General features: G+C 42.3%; 23 protein-coding genes, 1 tRNA gene and 1 other annotated feature. Of the genes, 1 reads left to right on the forward strand and 23 read right to left on the reverse strand.

All coding sequences use genetic code 11. The annotated features are described in order from the left end of the window. Positions 1-35: 35 nt before the first annotated feature. The 21 genes from tig to HNQ82_RS11325 all read right to left on the reverse strand — a co-directional run bounded on the left by tig (position 36) and on the right by HNQ82_RS11325 (position 20139). Entirely contained in the window at positions 36-1322 is a 1287-nt protein-coding gene (gene tig / locus HNQ82_RS11225) for a trigger factor (protein ID WP_032100248.1), read from the reverse strand. Positions 1323-1423: 101 nt separating this feature from the next. Next, positions 1424-2344: a DUF3196 family protein gene (locus HNQ82_RS11230; protein WP_183249684.1), complete on the reverse strand. Its 921-nt coding sequence runs from the start codon at positions 2342-2344 to the stop codon at positions 1424-1426. 83 nt (positions 2345-2427) lie between these two features. Then, entirely contained in the window at positions 2428-3012 is a 585-nt protein-coding gene (gene leuD, locus HNQ82_RS11235; RefSeq protein ID WP_183249686.1) for a 3-isopropylmalate dehydratase small subunit, read from the reverse strand. Positions 3013-3023: 11 nt separating this feature from the next. Beyond that, positions 3024-4439, reverse strand: coding sequence for a 3-isopropylmalate dehydratase large subunit (gene leuC / locus HNQ82_RS11240; protein WP_183249687.1), 1416 nt, complete (start codon positions 4437-4439; stop codon positions 3024-3026). An 11-nt stretch (positions 4440-4450) separates the two neighbouring features. Beyond that, positions 4451-5560 carry a 3-isopropylmalate dehydrogenase gene (gene leuB / locus HNQ82_RS11245; protein ID WP_183249689.1) on the reverse strand — a complete coding sequence of 370 codons (1110 nt, stop codon included), beginning with the start codon at positions 5558-5560 and terminating at the stop codon, positions 4451-4453. 17 nt (positions 5561-5577) lie between these two features. Beyond that, on the reverse strand, positions 5578-7122 hold the full coding sequence (locus tag HNQ82_RS11250; protein ID WP_183249690.1) for a 2-isopropylmalate synthase: 1545 nt from the start codon (positions 7120-7122) through the stop codon (positions 5578-5580). After that, the gene (ilvC, locus tag HNQ82_RS11255; RefSeq protein WP_183249693.1) at positions 7109-8134 is read right to left on the reverse strand and encodes a ketol-acid reductoisomerase; all 1026 of its coding nucleotides are present in this window, start codon (positions 8132-8134) and stop codon (positions 7109-7111) included. The genes HNQ82_RS11250 and ilvC overlap by 14 nt, the downstream gene beginning before the upstream one ends. A 17-nt stretch (positions 8135-8151) precedes the next feature. Next, positions 8152-8670, reverse strand: a complete 519-nt coding sequence (ilvN, locus tag HNQ82_RS11260) for an acetolactate synthase small subunit (protein WP_055440178.1) — start codon at positions 8668-8670, stop codon at positions 8152-8154. Then, entirely contained in the window at positions 8667-10385 is a 1719-nt protein-coding gene (gene ilvB / locus HNQ82_RS11265) for an acetolactate synthase large subunit (RefSeq protein ID WP_183249695.1), read from the reverse strand. The genes ilvN and ilvB overlap by 4 nt, the downstream gene beginning before the upstream one ends. A 66-nt stretch (positions 10386-10451) precedes the next feature. After that, positions 10452-10710: a binding site (T-box leader), on the reverse strand. A 12-nt stretch (positions 10711-10722) separates the two neighbouring features. Beyond that, the gene (gene ilvE, locus HNQ82_RS11270) at positions 10723-11625 is read right to left on the reverse strand and encodes a branched-chain-amino-acid transaminase (RefSeq protein WP_032100254.1); all 903 of its coding nucleotides are present in this window, start codon (positions 11623-11625) and stop codon (positions 10723-10725) included. Positions 11626-11986: 361 nt separating this feature from the next. Further along, positions 11987-12060, reverse strand: a tRNA-Arg gene (locus tag HNQ82_RS11275). Positions 12061-12140: 80 nt separating this feature from the next. Further along, positions 12141-12653, reverse strand: coding sequence for a YfcE family phosphodiesterase (locus HNQ82_RS11280; protein ID WP_183249697.1), 513 nt, complete (start codon positions 12651-12653; stop codon positions 12141-12143). Beyond that, positions 12650-13261, reverse strand: coding sequence for an XTP/dITP diphosphatase (locus tag HNQ82_RS11285; protein ID WP_183249699.1), 612 nt, complete (start codon positions 13259-13261; stop codon positions 12650-12652). Before HNQ82_RS11285 ends, HNQ82_RS11280 begins: the two co-directional genes overlap by 4 nt. Continuing rightward, positions 13258-14025, reverse strand: coding sequence for a ribonuclease PH (gene rph, locus HNQ82_RS11290; protein ID WP_032100256.1), 768 nt, complete (start codon positions 14023-14025; stop codon positions 13258-13260). The genes HNQ82_RS11285 and rph overlap by 4 nt, the downstream gene beginning before the upstream one ends. 93 nt (positions 14026-14118) lie before the next feature. After that, positions 14119-15165 carry a GerMN domain-containing protein gene (locus HNQ82_RS11295; RefSeq protein WP_183249701.1) on the reverse strand — a complete coding sequence of 349 codons (1047 nt, stop codon included), beginning with the start codon at positions 15163-15165 and terminating at the stop codon, positions 14119-14121. 89 nt (positions 15166-15254) lie between these two features. Then, positions 15255-16052, reverse strand: a complete 798-nt coding sequence (gene racE / locus HNQ82_RS11300; RefSeq protein WP_281380823.1) for a glutamate racemase — start codon at positions 16050-16052, stop codon at positions 15255-15257. A gap of 109 nt (positions 16053-16161) precedes the next feature. Continuing rightward, positions 16162-16377: a helix-turn-helix domain-containing protein gene (locus tag HNQ82_RS11305; protein ID WP_032100525.1), complete on the reverse strand. Its 216-nt coding sequence runs from the start codon at positions 16375-16377 to the stop codon at positions 16162-16164. Between the two features lie 80 nt (positions 16378-16457). Continuing rightward, positions 16458-16907 (reverse strand): acyl-CoA thioesterase, encoded by a 450-nt coding sequence (locus HNQ82_RS11310; protein WP_183249705.1) that lies wholly within the window; start codon positions 16905-16907, stop codon positions 16458-16460. A gap of 81 nt (positions 16908-16988) precedes the next feature. Next, positions 16989-17750 (reverse strand): succinate dehydrogenase iron-sulfur subunit, encoded by a 762-nt coding sequence (gene sdhB, locus HNQ82_RS11315; protein WP_183249707.1) that lies wholly within the window; start codon positions 17748-17750, stop codon positions 16989-16991. Continuing rightward, on the reverse strand, positions 17747-19507 hold the full coding sequence (gene sdhA / locus HNQ82_RS11320) for a succinate dehydrogenase flavoprotein subunit (RefSeq protein WP_032100261.1): 1761 nt from the start codon (positions 19505-19507) through the stop codon (positions 17747-17749). Before sdhA ends, sdhB begins: the two co-directional genes overlap by 4 nt. A 23-nt stretch (positions 19508-19530) precedes the next feature. Beyond that, complete coding sequence (locus tag HNQ82_RS11325; RefSeq protein WP_183249709.1) at positions 19531-20139, reverse strand: succinate dehydrogenase cytochrome b558 subunit; 609 nt, start codon at positions 20137-20139, stop codon at positions 19531-19533. A 285-nt stretch (positions 20140-20424) separates the two neighbouring features. On the opposite strand from HNQ82_RS11325, the gene HNQ82_RS11330 reads away from it, so the two are divergent. Then, positions 20425-20856 carry a DUF2507 domain-containing protein gene (locus HNQ82_RS11330; protein WP_183249711.1) on the forward strand — a complete coding sequence of 144 codons (432 nt, stop codon included), beginning with the start codon at positions 20425-20427 and terminating at the stop codon, positions 20854-20856. Between the two features lie 10 nt (positions 20857-20866). On the opposite strand, the gene uvrC is transcribed toward HNQ82_RS11330, so the two are convergent. Next, entirely contained in the window at positions 20867-22648 is a 1782-nt protein-coding gene (gene uvrC, locus HNQ82_RS11335) for an excinuclease ABC subunit UvrC (protein WP_183249713.1), read from the reverse strand. Beyond that, positions 22641-24041 carry a nucleoporin-interacting protein gene (locus tag HNQ82_RS11340; RefSeq protein ID WP_183249715.1) on the reverse strand — a complete coding sequence of 467 codons (1401 nt, stop codon included), beginning with the start codon at positions 24039-24041 and terminating at the stop codon, positions 22641-22643. Before HNQ82_RS11340 ends, uvrC begins: the two co-directional genes overlap by 8 nt. Positions 24042-24064 lie beyond the last annotated feature (23 nt).

The raw sequence follows: 24064 nt of genomic DNA on the forward strand, positions 1-24064 counted from the left end.
AAGGTACATCATGCACCTTGTTCTTTCTCTTCTCATTATGCAACAACTTTGCTGTTCTCAACAAGGAAATCGATCGCTTTACGCATTTTTAAATCTTCTTTTAAGCCGTCAACTGTGCCTAAAAGCTCTTTTAACTTATCAACAGATAAGCTGTATAGGTTCGCCATTTCTTGCAATTCTTTTTCTACTTCTTCTTCTGTGACATCGATGTTTTCTGCTTTAACGATCGCTTCAAGCGTCAATGTTACGCGAACACGTTTTTCTGCTTCTTCTTTCATTTGTTCACGAAGTGCTGCTTCATCTTGTCCAGAGAATTGATAGTATAAGTCAAGATTTAGCCCTTGCATTTGTAAACGTTGTTCAAACTCGCGAATCATGCGATCTGTTTCATTTTTCACCATCACTTCTGGAATGTCCATTTGTGCGTTTTCTGTCGCTTTTTGAACAACCGCATCACGAAGTGCTGCCTCAGCTTCTTCTTTTTTCTCTTTTGTTAAGCGCTCTTTAATTTTTTCTTTTAGCGCATCTAATGTTTCGACTTCTTCATCTACATCTTTTGCAAACTCATCATCAAGTGCAGGAAGTTGTTTTGTTTTAATTTCGTGCAATTTAATTTTAAATACCGCTGGCTTACCAGCTAATTGCTCTGCATGGTATTCTTCTGGGAATGTTACTTCAATATCTTTTTCCTCTCCAGCAGCCATGCCGATTAATTGCTCTTCAAATCCTGGGATGAATGTGCCTGAACCGATGACAAGTGAATAGTTTTCCGCTTTTCCGCCTTCAAACGCCTCACCGTCAACGAATCCTTCGAAATCGATGACAACTGTATCACCGTTTTCTACTGTTCCTTCTTCTTTCACAACAAGCTCAGCGTGACGCTCTTGCAAGCGTTTTAATTCTTGTTCCACGTCTTCATCTGTTACAGTATCGTCTAATTTTTCCACTTCAAGCCCTTTATATTGACCAAGTGTTACTTCTGGCTTCACAGTGACTTTCGCAGTGAAAATTAAGCTTTTTCCTTTTTCCATTTGCTCGACGTCGATTTCTGGACGATCAACTGGCTCAATACCTGTTTCTTCAACAGCTTTTGCGTATGCCTCTGGCAATAAAATATCTAACGCATCTGCGTATAATGACTCAACGCCGAAACGTTTTTCAAATAAAGAACGAGGAATTTTACCTTTACGGAATCCTGGAATTTGTACTTTTTTCACTACTTTTTTAAACGCTTCATCTAACCCTTCATTCACTTTTTCAGCGTCTACTTCTACTGTAAGAACGCCTTGGTTGCCTTCGAGTTTTTCCCATTTCGCCGACATGCTTCTTTCCCTCCAACTTCAAAAATTCATGTAAATGAACTACATATATGTAGGCATACACGGTTTTATGTGTAATACAACCACTATATTATACCATACAATTATATACTTTCAACAGAGAGCCACAATTTTTCTGTTTCGTAAAGTTTGGCAACAAGCGAATTTGTACATATCGTTTGTCCCGTTTCACATTGCTCAACATATGCGTGTAATGCATTCGCCCATTGTTGTGCCGACCCTGTTGGAAGAAATGGATACATTACAAACATGTAACGAAGCCATATTTGTTCACACCATTCATACATTGTCGGATTTTGTTTCGCCCACGTTTGTTCAACAATGTCAAGCACTTGCTCCGTCCATTGTTTTTGTTTTCGCTCATCGAGTTGAGCCGGAACAACGGTCATCGTTTGACCAAATTTTTTTACGGTCACCGACTCTGTCACTTGTTCTTTCTTTAACATGTGTAACATTGTCGTTTTCACAATCGGGTGTTTCGTTTCATCACGCAAATAACGAACGAATATCGGCACAAGGTGTGAAACGAGACGCAAATCAAGTTGCTGAAGGATACGAAGTTGTTTCATCCATTCATTTCCTTGAAAAATCGATTCGTATTGTTTTGTCTGACGATCGTCATGCGAATGAATCATTTTTTCACTAAACTGTAAAAGCGGTAAAAACGGGGTACAATCGATTCCTTTTTGTTGGAGTTTATGAATAACTGCAACGACTTCATCGTATTGCTGTAAATGGACAAGCATAGAAATATATATAGTCCAGTCGCCTATGCCACGAGCTAACAGCTGTTCACATCTCTCTTTCGCTTCTTCTACTTGTCCCATTTCAAATAAACAAACGACAAGCGCCATTTGTATATCATCATCATGTAATTGGAGTTGCTCTAACTGTACGAAACACGTATACGCTTCTTTATATCGCTTTCCTTTTAACGCCTCCATCCCTTCCGTCAACAATCGCTCTTTTAAATAAGGATGCGGAACGATTTTTCGATTTTTCACATGTACTCACCTGCGTTCACGTTTGTCTTTAAGTGTAGCAATGTTTGCCGACAAACTCAACGAAAAACGCTCTCGACGAGTCGTCAAGAGCGTGCTTTTTCGTAGGCGATAATATATGGCTCATATACGAATGTTAAATCAATTTCGTCCCACCCTTTTAAAAGAAGCTGTTTTCGATACGGATCGATGTCGAATGAGCTTGTAAATCCCTCGTCATCAAAAATAACTTGTTGTTCAAGTGAAATCGTCAGTTCGTAATCTGATCGCTCCGCTTGTTTTAACAAATAAGCAACGTCTTCTTTTGGTAGTTTAATGGGAAGCAAGCTATTTTTTAAACAGTTGTTATAAAAAATATCGGCAAATGAAGGAGCAATAACAGCACGAAACCCGTAATCTGCAAGTGCCCAAGGTGCGTGTTCGCGCGATGAACCACATCCAAAATTTTCGTTTGCTACTAAAATCGTCGCTCCTTCGTTTTCAGGACGGTTTAACTCAAAATGCGGGTTTGGTGTTCCGTCCGGCAAATAACGCCAATCGTAAAAAAGAAATCGACCAAATCCAGTGCGCTCAATTCGTTTTAAAAATTGTTTCGGAATAATTTGATCGGTATCTACATTAGCTCGATCTAAGCCAGCTACTTTTCCTTTATGAACGACGAATGGTTCCAATTTTCCCCCTCCTATCTCACCACTTCTTGATATAACGTGCGCACGTCGACAAAATGTCCGTAAATCGCAGCGGCAGCTGCCATTGCTGGACTTACAAGATGCGTACGCGCCCCTTTTCCTTGTCGTCCTTCAAAATTTCGGTTTGACGTGGAAGCGCAATGTTCTCCTGCTGGAACAGTATCTGGATTCATTCCAAGACACATGCTACAACCAGAATCACGCCATTCAAAACCTGCGTCAATAAAAATTTGCGCAATCCCTTCTTCTTCTGCTTGTTTTTTTACTTGTTGCGAGCCTGGAACAACAAGCGCCCTTACGCCCGGTGCGACTTTTTTTCCTTTTACAATTTGCGCTGCCTCCCGTAAATCGCTTATGCGGGAGTTTGTACATGATCCGATAAACACATGTTGCACAGCAATATCTGTCATTTTTGTTCCTGGTTTTAACCCCATATATTCCAACGCTAACTGTACTGCTTTTTGTTCCGTTTCTGTCGCAAACTGTTCTGGATAAGGGATCGTTCCATCAATTGGTGAGCTCATTGCTGGCGTTGTTCCCCATGTCACCGTTGGAGCAATTTCACTTCCATCAATATGAACGACACGATCATATACCGCTCCTTCATCCGTACGTAATTGTTTCCACTTTTCAATCGCCTGTTCAAACGCCTCTCCTTTTGGAGCGTATGTTCTTCCGCGTAAATACGCAAACGTCACATCATCTGGGGCAATCAATCCAGCTCGTGCACCTGCTTCAATCGACATGTTGCAAATTGTCATCCGTTCTTCCATCGACATACGACGAATGACATCTCCCGTAAACTCGAGCACGTATCCGGTGCCGAAATCTACGCCAAACTTGCCAATGATCGCTAAAATGACGTCTTTCGCTGATACGCCTGGTGTTAACGAACCTGTGACGTTCACTTGCATCGTTTTTGGACGGTGTTGCCATAACGTTTGCGTCGCTAATACGTGCTCGACTTCGCTCGTGCCGATACCGAATGCTAATGCCCCAAAAGCGCCATGTGTAGACGTGTGGCTATCCCCACACACAATTGTTTTCCCCGGTTGCGTCAATCCAAGTTCTGGACCGATAACATGAACAATGCCTTGTTCGGGACTATTTAAATCGGCAAGCGGAACGCCGAACTCGCGACAGTTCCGCTCTAATGCCGTCATTTGATTTTTCGCCACTTCATCTTCCACGACAAACCGATTGATCGTTGGCACGTTATGATCCATCGTCGCAAACGTTAAATCTGGGCGGCGCACTTTTCTCCCTTTTTGCCGTAATCCTTCAAACGCCTGCGGCGATGTGACTTCATGAACGAGATGTAAATCAATATATAATAAATCTGGTTTTCCATCTTCACGATAAACGACGTGCTCATCCCAAATTTTCTCAATAATCGTCTTTGGCGCCACCATCATCCCTCCTACACATACACTTGCATAATGCGTTCAATTGCTACATCATCTAAAATCGCATCTTTTACTTTTTCGACCATTTCTGTCGTTGATAATACACAATCGCCATGTTGAGCAATGTCAACTGTGCGATACCCAGCATCTAACACTTGCTTGACTGCTCGTTCAACAATATCCGCCTCTTCTGTAAGTCCAAATGATAAACGAAGCATCATCGCTACTGATAAAATCGTTGCGAGTGGATTCGCTTTGTTTTGTCCTGCAATGTCTGGCGCCGAACCATGAATTGGTTCATATAATGCAGGTCCGTCAACAGATAAACTTGCCGATGGAAGCATGCCGAGCGATCCGGTTAACATCGATGCTTCATCGCTTAAAATATCGCCAAACATGTTTTCTGTGACAATGACGTCAAACTGTTTTGGCGAGCGAACGAGTTGCATCGCAGCATTATCAACAAGCATATGTTCTAGTTGAACGTCTGGGAAACGTTTAGCGACTTGCTCAGCCACTTCCCGCCACATTCGGCTTGACTCTAACACATTCGCTTTATCAACAGACGTTACTTTTTTCTTCCGCTTTTGTGCAAGCGTAAAAGCAAACGTAATGATCCTCTCAATTTCTGCTCGTTTATAAAACAACGTATCAACAACAGCTTCTTCGCCTTTTTCTATACGTCGCTCACTCGGTTTCCCAAAATATAAGCCTCCGGTTAACTCGCGCACGATGACAAAATCTGCCCCTTCAATGACATGTGGTTTAAGTGGAGAAGAAGCGGCTAAACTCTCATAAAACGTAACAGGACGAATATTGGCAAACAAATTCATTTCTTTCCGAATTTGCAATAGTCCTTTTTCTGGACGAAGGTGCGGTGGATTATTGTCCCATTTCGGTCCCCCAACTGCACCAAGCAATACCGCATCGCTTTGTTTGCATAAATGAAGCGTTTGTTCTGGTAGCGGCGTCCCTTCACGGTCAATCGCTTCTCCACCAATCAATCCGTATGAAAAATGAAACGTATGTCCGAAACGATCAGCAATCGCCTGTAAAATATTTACCGCTCCTTTTGTCACTTCTTTTCCAATGCCATCCCCTTGTAATACAGCGATACGATACATAAAAACATCCCCCTTTGTTATTGCGCAGCAAGCGCTTGTTCCTCTCTCATTTTTTCGATGACAAACATGCGATTGACGGCATGAATATATGCTTTTGCTGATGCTTCTAGTACATCTTGTGCCGTTCCACGTCCACTCGCTTCTTTGCCATCGAGCGATACTTTCACATATACTTGTGCTAACGCATCCCGTCCGCTTCCAACGGATTCAATGCGATAATCGAGTAACGTCACCGGTAATTGCAACGCTTTTTCTAAAGCATTATATAGCGCCTCGACGCTACCAGCCCCTGTCGCTGCTTCTTGAACGTCGTTTCCTTCTCCATCTTTTAATACAACAACTGCCGTTGGAATTTGATTTGTACCGTATTGTACTTGAATCGAACATAATTGATAAAAGTTTTTATACGTATCTAGTCTTTCATCCAAGATGAGTGCAATTAAATCATCGTCGGTAATGTCTTTCTTTTTATCTGCTAAATCTTTAAAACGAACAAATAAACGATTCACTTCTTCCTCTGTCAACGAATAACCAAGCTCTTGAATGCGTGTACGAAACGCATGGCGTCCTGAATGTTTTCCAAGCACCATCGAATTTGATTGCACCCCAACAAGTTGCGGAGATATAATTTCGTACGTTGTTTTTTCCTTTAACACACCATCTTGATGAATGCCCGATTCATGAGCAAAAGCGTTTTTGCCGACGATCGCCTTATTTGGCGGCACAATCATCCCTGTTAACTTGCTTACTAAATTGCTCGTTCGTTTAATTTCTTGTAAGTTCAAGCGCGTCTCTGCTTGATAGTAATCTTTTCGAATATAAAGCGCCACCGCCACTTCTTCAATTGCAGCGTTTCCTGCCCGTTCGCCAATGCCGTTAATCGTTCCTTCGATTTGCGTCGCTCCTGCTTCAATAGCAGCAAGCGAATTCGCGACCGCCATACCTAAATCATCATGACAATGAGCAGATAGACTAATTTTTTCAATATTCCGAACATTTTTCTTTAAAAAAGAGAATATGTCACCATATTGTTTCGGAGTAATATAACCGACTGTATCCGGAATGTTAATGACGTTCGCTCCCGCTTCAATGACTTTCTCAATAATCGTTGCAAGAAACGGAAGATCGCTTCGACATGCATCTTCTGCTGACCATTGTACAATCGGAAAATATTTTTTCGCATAACGAACAGATTCCACAGCTGTTTCAATGACTTGTTCGGGTGTCATACGCAATTTATATTGCATATGAATAGGTGACGTTGCGATAAAGACGTGTAATCTCGGCTCTGCCCCGTCTTTTAACGCTTCCCACGCCGCATCAATGTCTGATTGAACAGAGCGAGAAAGACCTGTAACCGAACAATTGCGAACGGTTTGAGCGATCGCTTGAACCGCTTGAAAATCACCTTTTGATGCGGCAGGAAATCCCGCCTCGATGATATCTACACCGAGGCGTTCTAACTGCCGAGCAATTTCTAGCTTTTCATGCAAGTTTAAGTTGACGCCCGCAGACTGCTCGCCATCACGCAACGTCGTATCAAAAATGTTAATTTTTCGCACCGACTGTCACCACATCTTTCTGTTTAGCGTTGACAAACGGCATCATTTTTCGTAATTCGCGACCAACAACTTCAATTAAATGCTCGTTTTCCCGACGGTTGATCGCGTTAAACTCTGGGCGATTCGCTTGGTTTTCTAAAATCCAACCTTTTGCAAACTTGCCTGTTTGAATGTCTTCAAGCACTTTTTTCATTTCCGCCTTTACTGCATCGTTAATGATGCGTGGCCCTGTCACAAAGTCGCCCCACTGTGCTGTATCAGAAATGGAATAACGCATGCCTGCTAAACCGCCTTCGTACATTAAATCAACGATGAGTTTTAATTCATGTAAACATTCAAAATATGCAATTTCTGGTTGATATCCTGCTTCAACGAGCGTTTCAAATCCCGCTTTGACAAGAGCAGTTAATCCACCACAAAGAACCGCTTGTTCCCCGAATAAATCCGTTTCTGTTTCTTCTTTAAACGTCGTTTCGATGACCCCTGCTCGAGCAGAACCGATCGCTTTCGCATACGCCAGTGCCGTTTCTTTCGCTTCACCAGTCACATCTTGATAAATAGCAATTAAAGCTGGTACGCCAGCTCCTTCTGTATATGTGCGACGAACTAAATGACCAGGACCCTTTGGTGCAACTAAAAAGACGTCGACATCGCTTGGCGGAACGATTTGATTGAAGTGAATATTAAATCCGTGTGCAAACACGAGCGCGTTCCCAGGCTGTAAGTTTGGTGCAATCTCTTCCTTATATACTTTCGGTTGATGTTCATCTGGAAGTAAAATCATCACCATGTCGGCTTGCTTTGTTGCTTCACTAACCGGTAAGACGACAAATCCATCTTGTTCTGCTTTTTCCCATGACTTTCCTTTACGCAATCCAATGATGACATCAACACCACTATCGCGCAAATTTTGTGCATGCGCATGACCTTGAGAACCATATCCGATAATTGCTACTTTTTTCCCTTGAATGTAAGCTTCGTTTGCATCGCCATTGTAATATACTTTTACCATAGTAAAATCCTCTCCTTTTAAATAATAAATAGTGATTTATTTGTTGATGATGCGCGTTGTGAACCGCGCGGAAACGCCGTTGTTCCTGTTCTTGCAACTTCCTTTAATCCGTATGGCTTTAATAAGTCAATGAGCGCATCAATTTTTTCCGGCTCACCTGTCACTTGAACGACGAGGCTATCTCGTGCCACGTCGACAATTGCGGCACGAAACGGTTCAATAAGCGTATAAATTTCGCCGCGCGTTGCCGGCGTGACCGCCACTTTAATTAAGGCCAGTTCCCGAACAATAATCGCTTGATCGGTAATATCAACAACTTTTAATACGTCAATTTGTTTATTTAATTGTTTTGTAATTTGTTCGGCAATGCGCTCATCATCTACATTGACGACAAACGTCATGCGTGAAATGCCCTCTGATTCAGTATGACCGACTGTGATGCTCTCAATGTTGTAATGTCGTTTTGTAAATAAACCTGTAATGCGGTTTAATACGCCCGGACGGTTATTGACCGTCATTGTAATAATGCGCTTCACCATTTCACCCCCACCATCTCATGTAGTCCTTTTCCTGGCGCAACCATCGGATATACGTTTTCACCTGGATGAACGTGAAAATCAAGTAAAACTGGTGCGTTCGTCGCAAGCGCTTCTTTCAATACGTATTCTGCCTCCTCTTCTGTCGTCGCGCGCATCGCTTTTATGCCGTATGCTTCCGCTAAACGGACAAAATCCGGTTGATTCGGAATGAGTGAATGAGAATATCGTTTTTCATAAAAAATTTCTTGCCATTGACGAACCATACCGAGCGCTTGATTGTTGACGATGACGATTTTAATCGGCAAATTCAACTCTTGAATAACAGATAGCTCTTGCAACGTCATTTGGAATCCACCGTCACCGACGATCGATACGACCGTTGCTTCTGGTTGCGCCAATTGTGCTCCGATCGCCGCCGGCAAGCCGAATCCCATCGTTCCTAGTCCGCCTGATGTGACCCAACGATGTGGCTGTTTAAATTTATAATATTGAGCGACCCACATTTGATGCTGACCTACATCTGTCGTGACGACCGCCTCACCGTTCGTATATTCATGAATCATTTCAATGAGTCGTTGCGGTTTTAGTACGCCCGGTTCGCGTTTGTACATAAGCGGATATTCTCTTTTCCATTCATTTAACTTGTTCAGCCACTCTGATACATCTGGTCGCTTTCCGTTTTGTTCGATTAATTGAATAAGCGCTTCTTTTGCATCGCCAACGATCGGAATTTTTGTCGGTACATTTTTTCCGATTTCTGCCGGATCAATGTCGATATGAGCGACTGTCGCTTTTGGCGCAAAATGAGCCAAATTTCCAGTCACCCGATCATCGAATCGTGCACCAATATTAATGAGCAAATCACATTCATACAGCGCCATGTTTGCGGTGTACGTTCCATGCATTCCTGCCATTCCAAGAAATAGCGGATGATCGGCAGGAAATCCGCCAAGTCCTAAAAGTGTATGGATCACGGGAATATGTTGTTGTTCAGCATATTGTTTCAACTGTTCATGAGCATTCGCATGAAGAACACCTGCTCCAGCTAGAATGACTGGCCGTTTCGCTTGGCTAACTGCCTCAACAAGCTTGCGAATTTGTAAATGATTCGGTTTTGTTGTCGGCTGATAACCTGGCAACAGGACTTCTTGTTCGTAATCAAACTCCGCTTCTGCGACAGACATATCTTTTGGAATGTCGATTAATACGGGACCTGGACGTCCAGTCGTTGCAATATGAAACGCTTCTTTAATGATTTTTGGCAGCTCGTGTACATCGCGTACTTGGTAACTATGCTTCGTAATTGGCATCGTAATTCCTAATACATCCGCCTCTTGAAAGGCATCTGAACCGATGACGCTCGATGCTACTTGCCCTGTGAAAACGACGAGCGGAATAGAGTCCATCATCGCGTCCGTTAAACCTGTCACGATATTTGTCGCGCCTGGTCCCGATGTAGCAATGACGACACCAGGTTTTCCAGAAATGCGCGCATATCCTTCCGCTGCATGAATGGCACCTTGTTCATGACGTGTGAGCACGTGAAACACGCCTGACTCATACAGCTTGTCGTAAATCGGTAATACAGCCCCTCCTGGATAACCAAAAATGACTTTTACGTTTTCTGCTTTGAGCGCTTCAATCAACATAAGCGCTCCACATAACGTTTGCTTTTTTACCACTCTTTCTTTCACTTTCATATTCGCTGCCATTTTTTCACCCCTAAAAAAATGTGAAATAAGAAAAGCCTTCTCACCCCTCCATCGGTCCATGTGGACCAAAGGGGCGAAAAGGCTTGCATCCTTCCCGCGGTACCACCCTTCTTCGTGGCAAAGCCACCTCAGGAGCGTGCAACTATCGTCGCAGCGCTCGTTTTTAATAACGAGTGACGTGCACCCGTCCGTCCCTACTAGATCGTATCGTTCAGGACGGCGCTCCGAGGGGAGTTCACGAACGGAGACATCACCGGCTCCCAGCTACCCCGGCTCTCTGTAGATGTCTAACCCGTTCGCTACTTATCCTCTTCAACGCTTTTTCTTTATTCATTTGTCACCCAGCATTAACATTTTGTGTGGCATATACTTTTACGCCTTCAGAAACAACTCGTTTACGAAACTGTTCTAACAATCGTTTCGTATGCTCACCAGGTACACCGTCACCAATGACACGACCATCGACTTTGACAACAGCAATGACTTCTGCTGCGGTTCCTGTTAAAAACACTTCATCTGCTGTATACACATCATGACGAGTGAACGGCTCTTCTTTGACGACGTAGCCGAGTTCTTTGGCGATGTCGATAATCGCATCGCGCGTAATACCTTCAAGCGCCCCGACGTATCCTGGTGGTGTATATAACACGCCATTTTTGACGATAAATACGTTATCTGCTGATCCTTCAGCGACATAACCTTGGTCGTTGAGCATAAGCGCTTCGCTGACGTTGGCTAAATGCGCTTCAATTCGCACTAATACGTTGTTTAAGTAGTTTAATGATTTTACTTTCGGGCTTAATACATCTGGACGGTTTCGTCTTGTTGCTACGGTAATCACTTCGATGCCCGTTTCATACAAATGTTTTGGGAAGATTGCTAACGGTTCAACAATAACAACAACTTGCGGCTTTGGACATTTGTATGGATCAAGTCCAAGGTCGCCAACCCCTCGCGACACAACGACGCGAATATAAGCATCTTCAAAGCCGTTTTTTTGCACCGTCTGAACGATAATATTTGTTAATTCTTCTTTTGTGTACGGAATGTTTAATAAAATGGATTTCGCTGAATTGTATAAGCGGTCAATATGTTCTTTCATTCGAAACACGTTGCCACTGTACACGCGAATGCCTTCAAACACCCCATCCCCATAAAGAAAACCGTGATCATATACCGAGATTTTTGCATTTTCTTTTGTAACAAATTCATCGTTTAGAAAAATCCACTGTTCACTCAATGTTTTTCCCCTCTTCCCCTGTTCGCCGTCTCTTGCTTCTTCTGTTGATTGCGACTTTTGTTAGATTTATTTGAAAATTATCATACGCCCATTTACCAAAACAGTCAATACTATTTCATCGAATTTTTTGATTATTTAGATTAGTTTAAATGTTATGTATCCGCTTACATAATTGATATATCAAGGGAAAGGAAAGATGTAAAAAATTTTGAACATTTTTTGACCAAAAAATATCCTTGCTTATGCAAGAAGTTTGTTAGCGTGTATGTATAAAGCTAAATCAGACACGTGCTCTATCCAGCTGAGCAATATAGGATGAGCAAAATAAAAAATCCTCTTGCTTATGCAAGAGGATTGTTAACGTCCCAGGAGAGATTCGAACTCCCGACCGACGGCTTAGAAGGCCGTTGCTCTATCCAGCTGAGCTACTGGGACATATTATCGTGGTTTGGACAATTGTTATTGTAATGATGTTTATGAAAAAAGTCAATAGGGGCAGTAGAATTTTCTTGCCCCTATTTTGTTGTATATGTGTTCGTTAAGTCGTGAAGCAGTTGGCCGTCGATGTTGTAAAAATGTACGGTTATGTTTTTATTATCTATGTGGAGCATGGCATATGTTTTTTCACGACGCATGCGCGGCAAGTAAATGCTCCCTGGGTTGATGAAAAGGACGTCATCGATTTGTTCGCATCCTGCCATGTGTGAATGACCGAAGCAGACGATGTTGGCCCCGACTTCTTTCGCTTTATAATATACGTTCATAAGCGTCATTTTGACGTTATATAAATGACCGTGTGTAACGAAAAAGCGAATACCTTTGATTTCTTCAAGAAGATCTGTTGGGAAACGATGCTCGTAGTCGCAGTTTCCTCGCACAACAAGCATGCCTTGCAACGCTGCATGGTCGCTTGTTAACTCGGAGTCACCGCAATGAATCATTGCATCGACATGTTGCTTATGGCGTGAAACGATCGTTTGTAATTCGTTTGTCAATCCATGGCTATCACTTAAAATTAATACGTTCACGACTCATTCCCCTTTTCAAACAGCTTGTCCCATGTATATAAAAGATGTTGTAACGCTTTTGCCCGATGGCTAATTTCGTTTTTCTCCTCTTTTGTTAATTGAGCCATTGTTCGTTGTTTTTCAGGAACAAAAAAAATCGGATCGTATCCAAAACCGTTTTCCCCTATTGGTTTTTCTGTTATATATCCTTCACATACGCCATCTACTGTTGTCACGTCTCCGTTTGGTTTGGCAATAGCGAGCGTACAATGAAAACGGGCCGTCCGTTGTTCAAAAGGTACGCCTTGCAGTTTTTTAAACACTTTTTCGATGTTTGCTTGATCGTTTTTTCCTTCGCCCGCGTAGCGAGCCGAGTATACGCCCGGCTCGCCGTCTAACGCATCAACGATTAATCCAGAATCATCTGCAATAACCGTTTCGTGAAGCATATTGGCGATCGTCGTTGCTTTTAATATAGCATTTTCAGCAAACGTTGTTCCTGTTTCTTCAACATCTGGTATGTCATTATAGTCAAGAAGGGAGAGAACTTCGATTCCTTTTTTTGTAAGCAACTGCTGAAACTCCGCTACTTTCCCTTTGTTTTTTGTAGCAATAATCATTCGTTTCACTTCGTCTTCTCTCCTTCCGAACGATGTTGCATAATCTGTTCAGCGATCGGGCCAAGCGCTTCTTTTTGAAGAACAATAAGCTCATGAATGCCCTTTTCAGCAACCGTTAATAAATCGAGCAATTGCTCATATGAAAACGTTGCTTCTTCCCCCGTTCCTTGAATTTCAACAAATCGTCCCGATCCTGTCATGACAATGTTCATATCAACTTGTGCTTTTGAATCTTCAATATAGTTTAAATCTAAAATGATTCCATGTTCTTCATCAATTCCGACAGATGTAGCAGCTAAAAAATCTGTAATCGGAAGTGCCGACAATTTCTTTTCTTCAACCATTTTTCCGAGCGCCAACGTCATGGCAACAAACGCTCCTGTAATGGATGCTGTACGTGTTCCGCCATCCGCTTGAATGACATCACAATCAATCCAAATTGTTTTTTCACCTAATTTTTGTAAATCAACAACAGAACGGAGTACACGACCAATTAATCGTTGAATTTCCATCGTTCGTCCTGACAACTTTCCTTTACTTGCTTCACGAATATTTCGTTGCTCTGTCGCACGCGGAATCATCGCATACTCGGCAGTAATCCATCCTTTCCCACCTCCACGCATAAACGGTGGGACTTTATCTTCGATGCTTGCTGTACAAATGACTTTTGTATCGCCAATCGAAATAAGCACAGACCCTTCCGGATGTTTTAAATAGTTCGGTTCAATATGTACGGGACGAAGTTCGTCATTTGTTCTACCATCTACTCTCACACAAAATCCTCCTCAATATATGTTCACGAAATAAGAGGCAGGAACGCTGCCTCTCGACGATGAATCTTTATATAGTATAGCAAAAAATTGGTTTCAAAAACTACCTGTGTTCACATTTTGCGGTCTTGTGACAGGTTCTGATAGCGGTTTTCCACTTTCATCGACCAATTCTGCCTTTCCGTTGACTGTAATGGCGACGCTCTCTACCCCTGGCTGTTCTGTTAAAGATAAAACTAAACAATTGAGTACATGCGTAGATACGACATTTTTCTCCACACTACCGTAAATCGCTTCGTTAAAGTTTAACGTCACTTTTCCATCTTCATATTTTGGCGCTTCTAACAATTTCGCATCTGCTTGAAAATCACTTAACAACCCAGAACCGTAACTTGGTCCTTTAATAAGTTCGTTCACAACTGCAGCGAGTTCATCTTGCTCGCTATTCGGCACGCGTCTTGTTACCGGCACATAATACGTCTGTTTTCCGTCTTGTGCTAAAAAGTAGACAATGACAGGATGTGTATTCGTAATATCGACAACGCCGTTTGTTTCAATGTTAATTCCGTCATCTCTGCTTAGTTCTTCGCTAATTGGCGTTCCATTGACCGGCATGACGTTTTGATCGTGGCCGTTCATACGAATTTTTACACGTTTTACATTATCAAATTGCGTCACTGTCCATGTGATCGCTTGTAAAATGCGCTTTTCATCTTCTGGACGATAATTCGCAAATTCTTTCGAAAAATCAATAACAAGCGTGCCGTCTTGTTTTAAGTTAACGCTTAATACTTGTGTATCAGCAGGAAGAACAGCACGAAATCCGTTCGGAAGCAACTCTGAAATCGGACCGTTTTCTACTAAATATTCAAGTACTTGTTTGGCAGCTGCGTTCGTTTTTGGTAAGGCAAACGTTTGTGGAACGACGAAGCCGTTTTTATCAATTAAATATAGTTCGCGTTGCACCGTTTCTGTCGCTTTTTCTTTTTCTGCTGTTTCTTTTTCTTGCACCGATTGCTCATCTCCTACATATGTTACATCTTTTGGCGGATCAATTTCTTTCGTCGCTTTTTCACCTCCAAACAGCCCACATCCTGAAAGAATAAATATAAACATTGTGGCAATAACCCATACGCGACGCATGGACTCCCCTCCTCATACGGTTTGTACTACTATGTATACGAGCCGTCCAAAAAAATAGAACAAAAAAATCCTTCGGCTAATGCGAAGGATTAAGATAATTGAATCGTTTCGACATGTTCAATCGGATGACCGAACCATTTGGACGCAATTTGTTGAAACGTTTCTTTCGGTCCAGTAGTAAAAAATATATGCTCGCGACGTTTATTCCCCGTATAAAGCAAACCGCTATGATGTAAAATCGTACTCACTTCGCGTGCTGTTTCATCACCGGAGCAAATGAGCTTCACGTGCTTTCCCATGTATTGTTGAATCAATGGACTTAAGAGCGGATAATGCGTACACCCTAAAATAAGCGTATCAATCGGTCGGTCTTTTAATGGTTCAAGAGACTCAGCAACAATTTGTTTTGCTTCTTCTCCCTCAAATTGTCCACTTTCGACTAAAGGGACGAACTTCGGGCAAGCTAAACTTTCTACGATCACGTCGCTGTTAATGGATTTCAATGCTTGTTCGTACGCCCCGCTTTTTACCGTTCCGATCGTGCCGATGACACCGATATGATAGTTTTTTGTAATTTTTAACGCAGTGCGTGCGCCGGGATGAACGACCCCGATCACAGGGATGTTGAGGGTATCACGAATTTCTTCTAAAGCGACAGCCGTGGCGGTGTTACATGCAATGACAAGCATTTTCATATCATAACCGAGCAAATAGTTCGTCATTTCCCACGTAAACTGTCGAATTTCTTCTCGCGGTCTCGGTCCATACGGACAGCGTGCCGTATCTCCTAAGTACAAAATTTGTTCTTTTGGTAGCTGGCGCATGATTTCTCGTGCAACTGTTAATCCACCAACACCTGAATCAATCACTCCAATTGGTCTTTCCAATGTATTCGCCTCATTCTTTGTTAATGTATGACAAAACATTTTTCATTATAACACACATCAAATCAATAGAAAACCGGCTGCCTAAAACGAAAAGGCGAGCCGGTTCTCGTTATAGTTCAAGTTCCCCCATTCGAAGCAATTCGACGACAGCTTGTGAGCGCCCCTTTACTCCAAGCTTTTGCATCGCATTCGAAATGTGGTTGCGAACTGTTTTTTCGCTAATGAATAGTTCGCTAGCAATCTCTTTCGTTGTCTTGTCTTGCAGCAACAGTTCGAATACTTCTCGTTCTCTTTTTGTGAGCAGCGGCTTCTGATTCAAGTGAATAACCCTCCTTGCTTTTACCAGACCGAAACGGATGGGTATATATTTAGTCAACATATCGTATGCAAGAAGGGCGTTAACGGTTACATGTTTTCTATTAATCGCGCTCGCGCTTCTTCGTCCCATGCCACTCCTTTCCCTGTCGCTTTTGACATTTGGACCATCGTTCCACGCCCTGTAAACGCAATTGCACCATTTTGCTTTTTTCCAACATAATGTAAATCAACAGAAGAGTTTCCGATGTGTGCCACTTTGACACCGATTTGCAGCTGTTCACCAAAATACACTTGTTGTAAAAAGTCGCATTGTAAATTCGCAACGACCGGAATCGCATCATGTTCTTTTCCTAACCAATCGTTCATAAAGCCGAGATGTTCAAAAAATGCGATGCGCGCTTCTTCAAAATATACAAAAGGTACCGTATTGTTTAAATGGCCAAACATATCCGTTTCTGAAAAGCGGACACGCACCGGATGAAAAAAAGAAAAACGTTGTTCCCAATCTTTTATGTCACCAATATAAGATATTTTCATTTTCCCTCTCCCCCTCTATAAAAGCGACTTAGCATCTATATATGAAACGTAAGGCCGACTCTTCAAGAGTCGACCTTGTTGTTACACTTCATCGCTACCGAAGAAATTGCGGAACATTTGAATGGTTGCTGCACGATTCAATGCCGCAATCGATGTTGTAAGCGGAATGCCTTTCGGACAAGATTGCACACAGTTTTGTGAATTTCCGCAGTTCGCTAATCCACCGTCACCCATAATCGCTTCAAGGCGCTCCGCTTTATGCATCTCCCCTGTTGGATGTGCGTTAAATAAACGTACTTGTGAAAGCGGTGCTGGACCGATAAAGTTTGACTTACTATTGACGTTCGGACAAGCCTCTAAACATACACCGCATGTCATACATTTTGATAATTCATATGCCCATTGCCGTTTGCGCTCTGGCATGCGCGGTCCCGGACCTAAATCGTACGTTCCATCGATTGGAATCCATGCTTTTACTTTTTTTAACGAATCAAACATGCGACTACGATCCACTTGCAAGTCACGAATAACAGGGAATGTGCGCATCGGCTCTAAACGAATCGGTTGCTCAAGCTGATCGATCAGTGCGGTACACGATTGGCGTGGCTTTCCGTTAATTACCATTGAACAAGCACCACACACTTCTTCTAAACAGTTCATTTCCCAAGCAACAGGCGTCGTTTTTTCCCCTTTTGCATTGACCGGATTGCGCCGAATTTCCATGAGCGCCGAAATAATGTTCATATTCGGACGATACGGAATGACAAACTCTTCTTCATAAGGGGCTGTATCCGGACGGTCTTGTCTTGTGACGATAATCCGAATCGTTTTATTTTCGCTCATGATTTCACTTCCCCTTTCTTTTTCGTATAGTCGCGTTTGCGCGGTTTAATAAGTGATGTATCTACTTCGCGATAATGGAATGATGGACCATCCGGCGTAAAGCTTGCCATCGTTGTTTTTAACCATTCTTCATCGTTTCGCTCAGGAAACTCTGGCTTATAATGCGCTCCACGGCTTTCGTTACGATTGTAAGCACCAAGCGTAATGACGCGAGCAAGTTGCAACATGTTGTAAAGTTGGCGTGTAAACGATGCACCTTGGTTGCTCCATTTCGCTGTGTCGTTAATGTTAATATTTTTATAACGCTCGAGTAATTCTTGAATTTTCTCATCTGTTTTTAATAGTTTATCGTTATAACGAACGACTGTGACGTTATCAGTCATCCATTCACCAAGCTCTTTATGCAAAACGTATGCGTTTTCTGTGCCATCCATCGCCATAATTTGCGCCCATTTTTCTTCTTCTTGTTTTAAATAGCGATCATATAAAGAAGAAGGCATCGCATCTGCTGATTTTTCGAGCCCTTTCATATATTCAACTGCTTTTGGACCTGCTACCATTCCACCGTAAATTGCAGATAACAATGAGTTTGCACCAAGACGGTTGGCACCGTGCATCGAGAAGTCGCACTCACCCGCCGCAAACAATCCTTTAATATTTGTCATTTGATCGTAGTCCACCCATAATCCACCCATCGAGTAGTGAACCGCTGGGAAGATTTTCATCGGCACTTTTCTTGGATCTTCACCCATAAATTTCTCATAAATTTCAATAATGCCACCTAACTTAATATCCAACTCTTTCGGATCTTTATGGGACAAGTCTAAATAAACCATGTTTTCGCCGTTAATACCGAGCTTTAAGTCTACACAAACATGGAAAATTTCACGCGTCGCAATGTCGCGTGGAACGAGGTTTCCGTAAGCTGGATATTTTTCTTCCAAGAAATACCAAGGTTTTCCATCTTTATACGTCCAAACTCGTCCACCTTCTCCACGAGCTGATTCACTCATTAAGCGAAGCTTATCGTCGCCTGGAATGGCTGTCGGATGAATTTGAATAAATTCTCCGTTTGCATAATACGCCCCTTGTTGATAAACAATCGATGCCGCCGAACCTGTGTTAATGACGGAGTTTGTTGACTTACCAAAAATGATCCCCGGACCGCCTGTTGCCATGATGACTGCATCAGCAGGGAATGCTTTAATCTCCATCGTTGTTAAGTTTTGCGCGACAATCCCACGACATACTTGTTCATCATCTAAAACTGCACCTAAAAATTCCCATCCTTCATATTTTGTGACGAGACCCGCTACTTCATGACGACGCACTTGTTCATCAAGCGCGTAAAGAAGCTGTTGTCCTGTTGTTGCTCCTGCATATGCTGTACGGTGATGTTGCGTCCCCCCAAAACGTCGGAAATCGAGCAATCCCTCTGGTGTACGGTTGAACATGACGCCCATACGATCGAGCAAATGAATAATGCCAGGGGCAGCTTCGCACATCGCTTTTACCGGAGGTTGGTCAGCTAAAAAGTCCCCACCGTATACTGTATCATCGAAATGCTCCCACGGAGAGTCTCCTTCCCCTTTTGTGTTGACCGCACCGTTAATGCCACCTTGTGCACAAACAGAGTGAGACCGTTTCACGGGAACTAATGAAAATAAATCTACTTTTACACCTGCTTCGGCAATTTTAATGGTTGCCATCAAGCCGGCAAGACCTCCACCAACGACAATAATTTTTCCTTTACTCATGTCTCCTCACTCCTTCTTGTGGATTAAACGAATGCTAAAATCGCGCGTATACCAACGATCGAAAGCGCGACAAAAATCCCCATTGTCACGTATGTAGAAATTTGTTGTGAACGAGGAGTCACTGTAATACCCCAGCTAACGAAAAACGACCATAACCCGTTCGCAAAGTGAAATACTGCAGAAACGATTCCGACAATATAAAATGCAAGCATAAACGGATTTGCCACAATGTTCGCCATCATGTCGTAGTTCACTTCTGCACCAAACGCCGCTTGAACGCGCGTTTCCCATACGTGCCAGACGACGAAAATGAGCGTAATAATACCCGTTAAGCGTTGCAACATAAACATCCAGTTACGGAAATACCCGTAGCGACTTACATTGTTTTGTGCTGTAAATGCAATGTACAGTCCGTAGATGGCATGGAACAGTAGCGGAAGAAAAATAACGAAAACTTCTAAAAAGTACCGAAACGGTAGCTGCTCCATAAATGCTGCCGCTTTGTTGAACGATTCTGCTCCTCTTGTTGCAAAATGGTTAACTACTAAATGCTGCGTTAAAAACAGCCCAACTGGAATGACTCCGAGCAATGAATGGAGTCGACGGTAAAAAAATTCGCGATTTTGTGCCATACATAACCCCCCTTAAATTTGTCATCTTCCTTTTTTATACGCTCCCATCCACATCTACTAGACTATGATCAACAGATGTGTAAACACTTCCATTTCCATTGATCATTGTCACATTCATTGTACTCCCAGAATGTAGGAGCGTCAAGAAAAGGTGTTCACGAAATGTTCAATCATTTCAAATTTTAAAATAACTACACTTCTAGTGAAGTCCGAAATAAGAGAAAAGTCAATACTGTTTTTCACATTATTGTTCGCTATAATGAACAATAGAGAGGGGAATTGATCGTGAGCGGATACGAGCAATGGAAACAAACGAACATTTCTGCTTTTAGCGACTTTTTATTTCGGCAAGAACTGCTACCAAATTTGTTTGGAAAAGAAACTCCATTTATTTTATATTGGGCAGGAAAAGAATTAGCGAGAAAGTACCCGCTAGCTACGGTCGATGATGTCGTTGCTTTTTTTGAACAAGCTGGTTGGGGGAATTTATCGCTACTGGAGGAGAAAAAAGATCAATGCGATCTTCAATTAGATGGATCGCTTGTCGCCATGCGGTTCGATTATGGTGGGGAGTGTACGTTTCAACTTGAAGCGGGCTTTCTTGCTCAACAGTTTGAACAGCAAAAAGGATATGTGACGGAAGCGTTTGAACAACAAAAACGACGCGCCAAAACCGTTTTGTTTACTGTCAAATGGGATCGCAAAGATGAAAGCTGACCATCATCGGTCAGCTTTCATACGTTCGGAGCGCTTCGTGAATTTTTTGGGCGACATGTTTTGGAACGTTTGCTTCTTGTAGCTGTTCAACCGTTGCTTCTTTCATTTTTTTAATCGATCCGAAATGTTGCAATAACGCTTGTTTTCTTTTTGTACCAACCCCTGGAATTTGATCAAGAATGGAGTGGAATGTAGATTTTGAACGAACTTGACGATGAAATGTAATTGCAAAACGATGCACTTCTTCTTGAATGCGCTGCAACAAATAAAATTCTTGACTGTTCTTTTCTAACGAAATGACGCTTGGCGGATCGCCAAACAATAAATGGGATGTGCGATGTTTATCATCTTTCACTAAACCAGCAACAGGAATCGACAACCCGAGTTCGCATTCCAACACTTCTTTTGCGACTTGTATTTGTCCTTTTCCGCCATCGACAATGATTAATTGAGGAAGTGGTAGACGTTCGCGCAACGCGCGCGTATATCGTCGTCGAATCACTTCCCGCATCGACTCGTAATCGTCCGCTCCTTGCACCGTTTTTATTTTATATTTACGATATTCTTTTTTTTCCGGCTTTCCATCAATAAATACGACCATCGCAGCGACAGCGTCTGCCCCTTGAATATTTGAATTGTCAAACGCCTCAATACGACGAGGAGCTTGAATCCCCATTGCTTCACCTAATCGTTCAATCGCACGAATCGTCCGTTCTTCATCACGCTCAATTAAAAAGAATTTTTCTTGCAAAGCAATTTGTGCGTTTTTACACGCTAAATCAACGAGCTCTTTCTTTTTACCACTTTTCGGCTGTGTGACGTTCACCTGAAGCAAATTTGTCGCCATCTCTCCATCGATGTCGCGCGGCAATACAACTTCGCGTGGCTTTAAATGATACTCTTTACTGTAAAACTGCCCTAAAAACGTTAAAAACTCTTCCTCTGGTTCTTGATATAATGGAAACATCGATACGTTTCGTTCGATGAGCTTTCCTTGGCGAATAAAAAATACTTGTACGCACATCCACCCTTTATCGTACGCATATCCAAAAATGTCGCGATCAACAAAATCGTGCAAAATCATTTTTTGTTTTTCCATTAATGTTTCGATATACGTGATTTGATCACGATATTCTTTCGCCCGCTCAAAATGTAACTGTTCGGCCGCTTCTAACATTTTTTCTGTCAATGTCTCTTTTACTTCTTTATACCCACCATTTAAAAAACGAGTAATTTGTTCAACAATTTGTTTATTTTCTTCCTCTGACACTGTATATTCGCAAGGTCCTAAACATTGTCCCATATGATAATATAAACAAACTTTTTTCGGCATTTTCTCACATTTTCTTAATGGATATAGACGATCGAGCAGTTTTTTCGTTTCGTGCGCAGCTTGGGCGTTCGGATACGGCCCAAAATATTTCCCTTTATCTTTTTTCACCGTTCGGGTGATGATAAGACGCGGATGCGTTTCTCCAGTAATTTTAATAAACGGATAGCTTTTATCATCTTTTAACATGACGTTATATTTCGGATCGTATTTTTTAATTAAATTCATTTCTAAAATAAGCGCTTCTAAATCCGAAGACGTCACAATGTATTCAAAATCAGCAATTTCATTTACTAACCGAAGCGTTTTTCCGTCATGTGTACCCGTAAAATAAGAACGGACACGATTTTTCAACACCTTTGCTTTCCCGACATAAATGACTGTCCCGTGGGCGTCTTTCATTAAATAACATCCCGGTTGATCGGGCAAAATCGCTAATTTTTCTTTTAATCGTTCATTCACGTTCTCCCTCCTCTCGCCATTCATATACGGTGATGCGTCCGTACACAGGGTCAGATAATAAACTCGATTCATACGTTCGAACGGAACGAATATACGGACGAACGTCTATGCCTTGCGCTTGAAATCCTTTAATCACATGGTCGGTGACATACACTTTCGCATGTGGAAATGCCGCTTTTTCACGCTCGAAAACGTCAAATGAAAACACTCGCCCATGCGGAAACGAAACACGTAAATATTCAAGAACGCGCGTCTCTTCCCACGTAAATAAAACAAAAGGCTTTTCTTTCTGTTCAAAATCATACGCCAACTGATACGTCGCTGGCAACCGTGTCGCTTGATGCTTGATTGCTTGCGTGCCGATGACCGTTTGCGAGAGAAGCAAAACAAACGCCACGGTAAGCCGTAGACGTGATGACGATTGAAGGGCACTGACAAACAAAAAGAATGAAACAATGACGACAATCGGCAATATATGTCTTGGCTTTTCAATATTTTGCGCAAACAATGCCCATAGAAAATATGTTAATAAAAGCAAACGATATAAAGGCGGGATCGCTATTTGTTTCCACGTCATAGCTAATAAAATAATAAAGCAACTCAGTAGCCATATCGACTGCTTGGCCATGCCTGTCCAAATGATATTATAAAAAATAAGCACAATGGCTCGTTGCCAAAACGGTGCTTCATCTGTCGACACCGTTCCCCCCCATTGCGTAAAATGTCCTGTTGTAAATGAAAGAGCCAACTGCCAAAACCCTTCCCCCTCTGTTGTAGCTACTGCCATAATCCAAATAAATTGAAAAGCAACGGCTACAAAACTGTATAACAGAAGCGTTTTAAAGCGATATGCTCGCTTCCACCAAACGTATAAAATGCCAATCCCAAAAGGAATGTACGATAAACGAATGCCGAGCATGACGCTAAATAACCATAACGGCAGCAACTGCATATCAATACGGTCCGAGTGAAGCGCACGTTGTAAACTCCATACATACCACCATAAAACAGCGAGTGCACTTCCTTCCGACATCGGTTGCGAAACGATAAGCATGACATAACTAAGCGATTGAACGAGTGCAGTAACAACCCACGCGTACTTTTTTTCCACAAATGTTTTTGCAAGCAAATATATTGGAATTGAGGTGCTGATCATAAGCAAACTGTTCCAAATCGCCAGCGCCTTGGCAGGATTGGCGACAAATGAATGAATGAGCATGCCTCCAAAAATAAAGTACGGATATCCCGGAAAATGCGGCTGCATTGCAAGCAAATCATATCGCTCAAGCGCCAATGCAAAGTCGACTTCATCCCACGTAGCCGCAAACGGGCTAGCATATACGATATAAGATATATAGACGGCAAATAGCCCGATGATCGAAGCCATGCGCACAATAACCCCTCCTAAGCAAAAAA

It is taken from the genome of Anoxybacillus tengchongensis, assembly GCF_014201585.1.
GTDB classification, from domain to species: Bacteria; Bacillota; Bacilli; order Bacillales; family Anoxybacillaceae; genus Anoxybacillus; species Anoxybacillus tengchongensis.

Excerpts from the sequence above, each read along its gene's own strand:
- HNQ82_RS11325 (WP_183249709.1), bottom strand. The coding sequence starts at position 20,139 with ATGGCACAAAATCGCGAATTTTTTTACCGTCGACTCCATTCATTGCTC.
- ilvB (WP_183249695.1), bottom strand. The coding sequence starts at position 10,385 with ATGGCAGCGAATATGAAAGTGAAAGAAAGAGTGGTAAAAAAGCAAACG.
- sdhB (WP_183249707.1), bottom strand. The coding sequence starts at position 17,750 with ATGAGCGAAAATAAAACGATTCGGATTATCGTCACAAGACAAGACCGT.
- HNQ82_RS11310 (WP_183249705.1), bottom strand. The coding sequence starts at position 16,907 with ATGAAAATATCTTATATTGGTGACATAAAAGATTGGGAACAACGTTTT.
- ilvC (WP_183249693.1), bottom strand. The coding sequence starts at position 8,134 with ATGGTAAAAGTATATTACAATGGCGATGCAAACGAAGCTTACATTCAA.
- leuB (WP_183249689.1), bottom strand. The coding sequence starts at position 5,560 with ATGTATCGTATCGCTGTATTACAAGGGGATGGCATTGGAAAAGAAGTG.
- sdhA (WP_032100261.1), bottom strand. The coding sequence starts at position 19,507 with ATGAGTAAAGGAAAAATTATTGTCGTTGGTGGAGGTCTTGCCGGCTTG.
- HNQ82_RS11295 (WP_183249701.1), bottom strand. The coding sequence starts at position 15,165 with ATGCGTCGCGTATGGGTTATTGCCACAATGTTTATATTTATTCTTTCA.
- tig (WP_032100248.1), bottom strand. The coding sequence starts at position 1,322 with ATGTCGGCGAAATGGGAAAAACTCGAAGGCAACCAAGGCGTTCTTACA.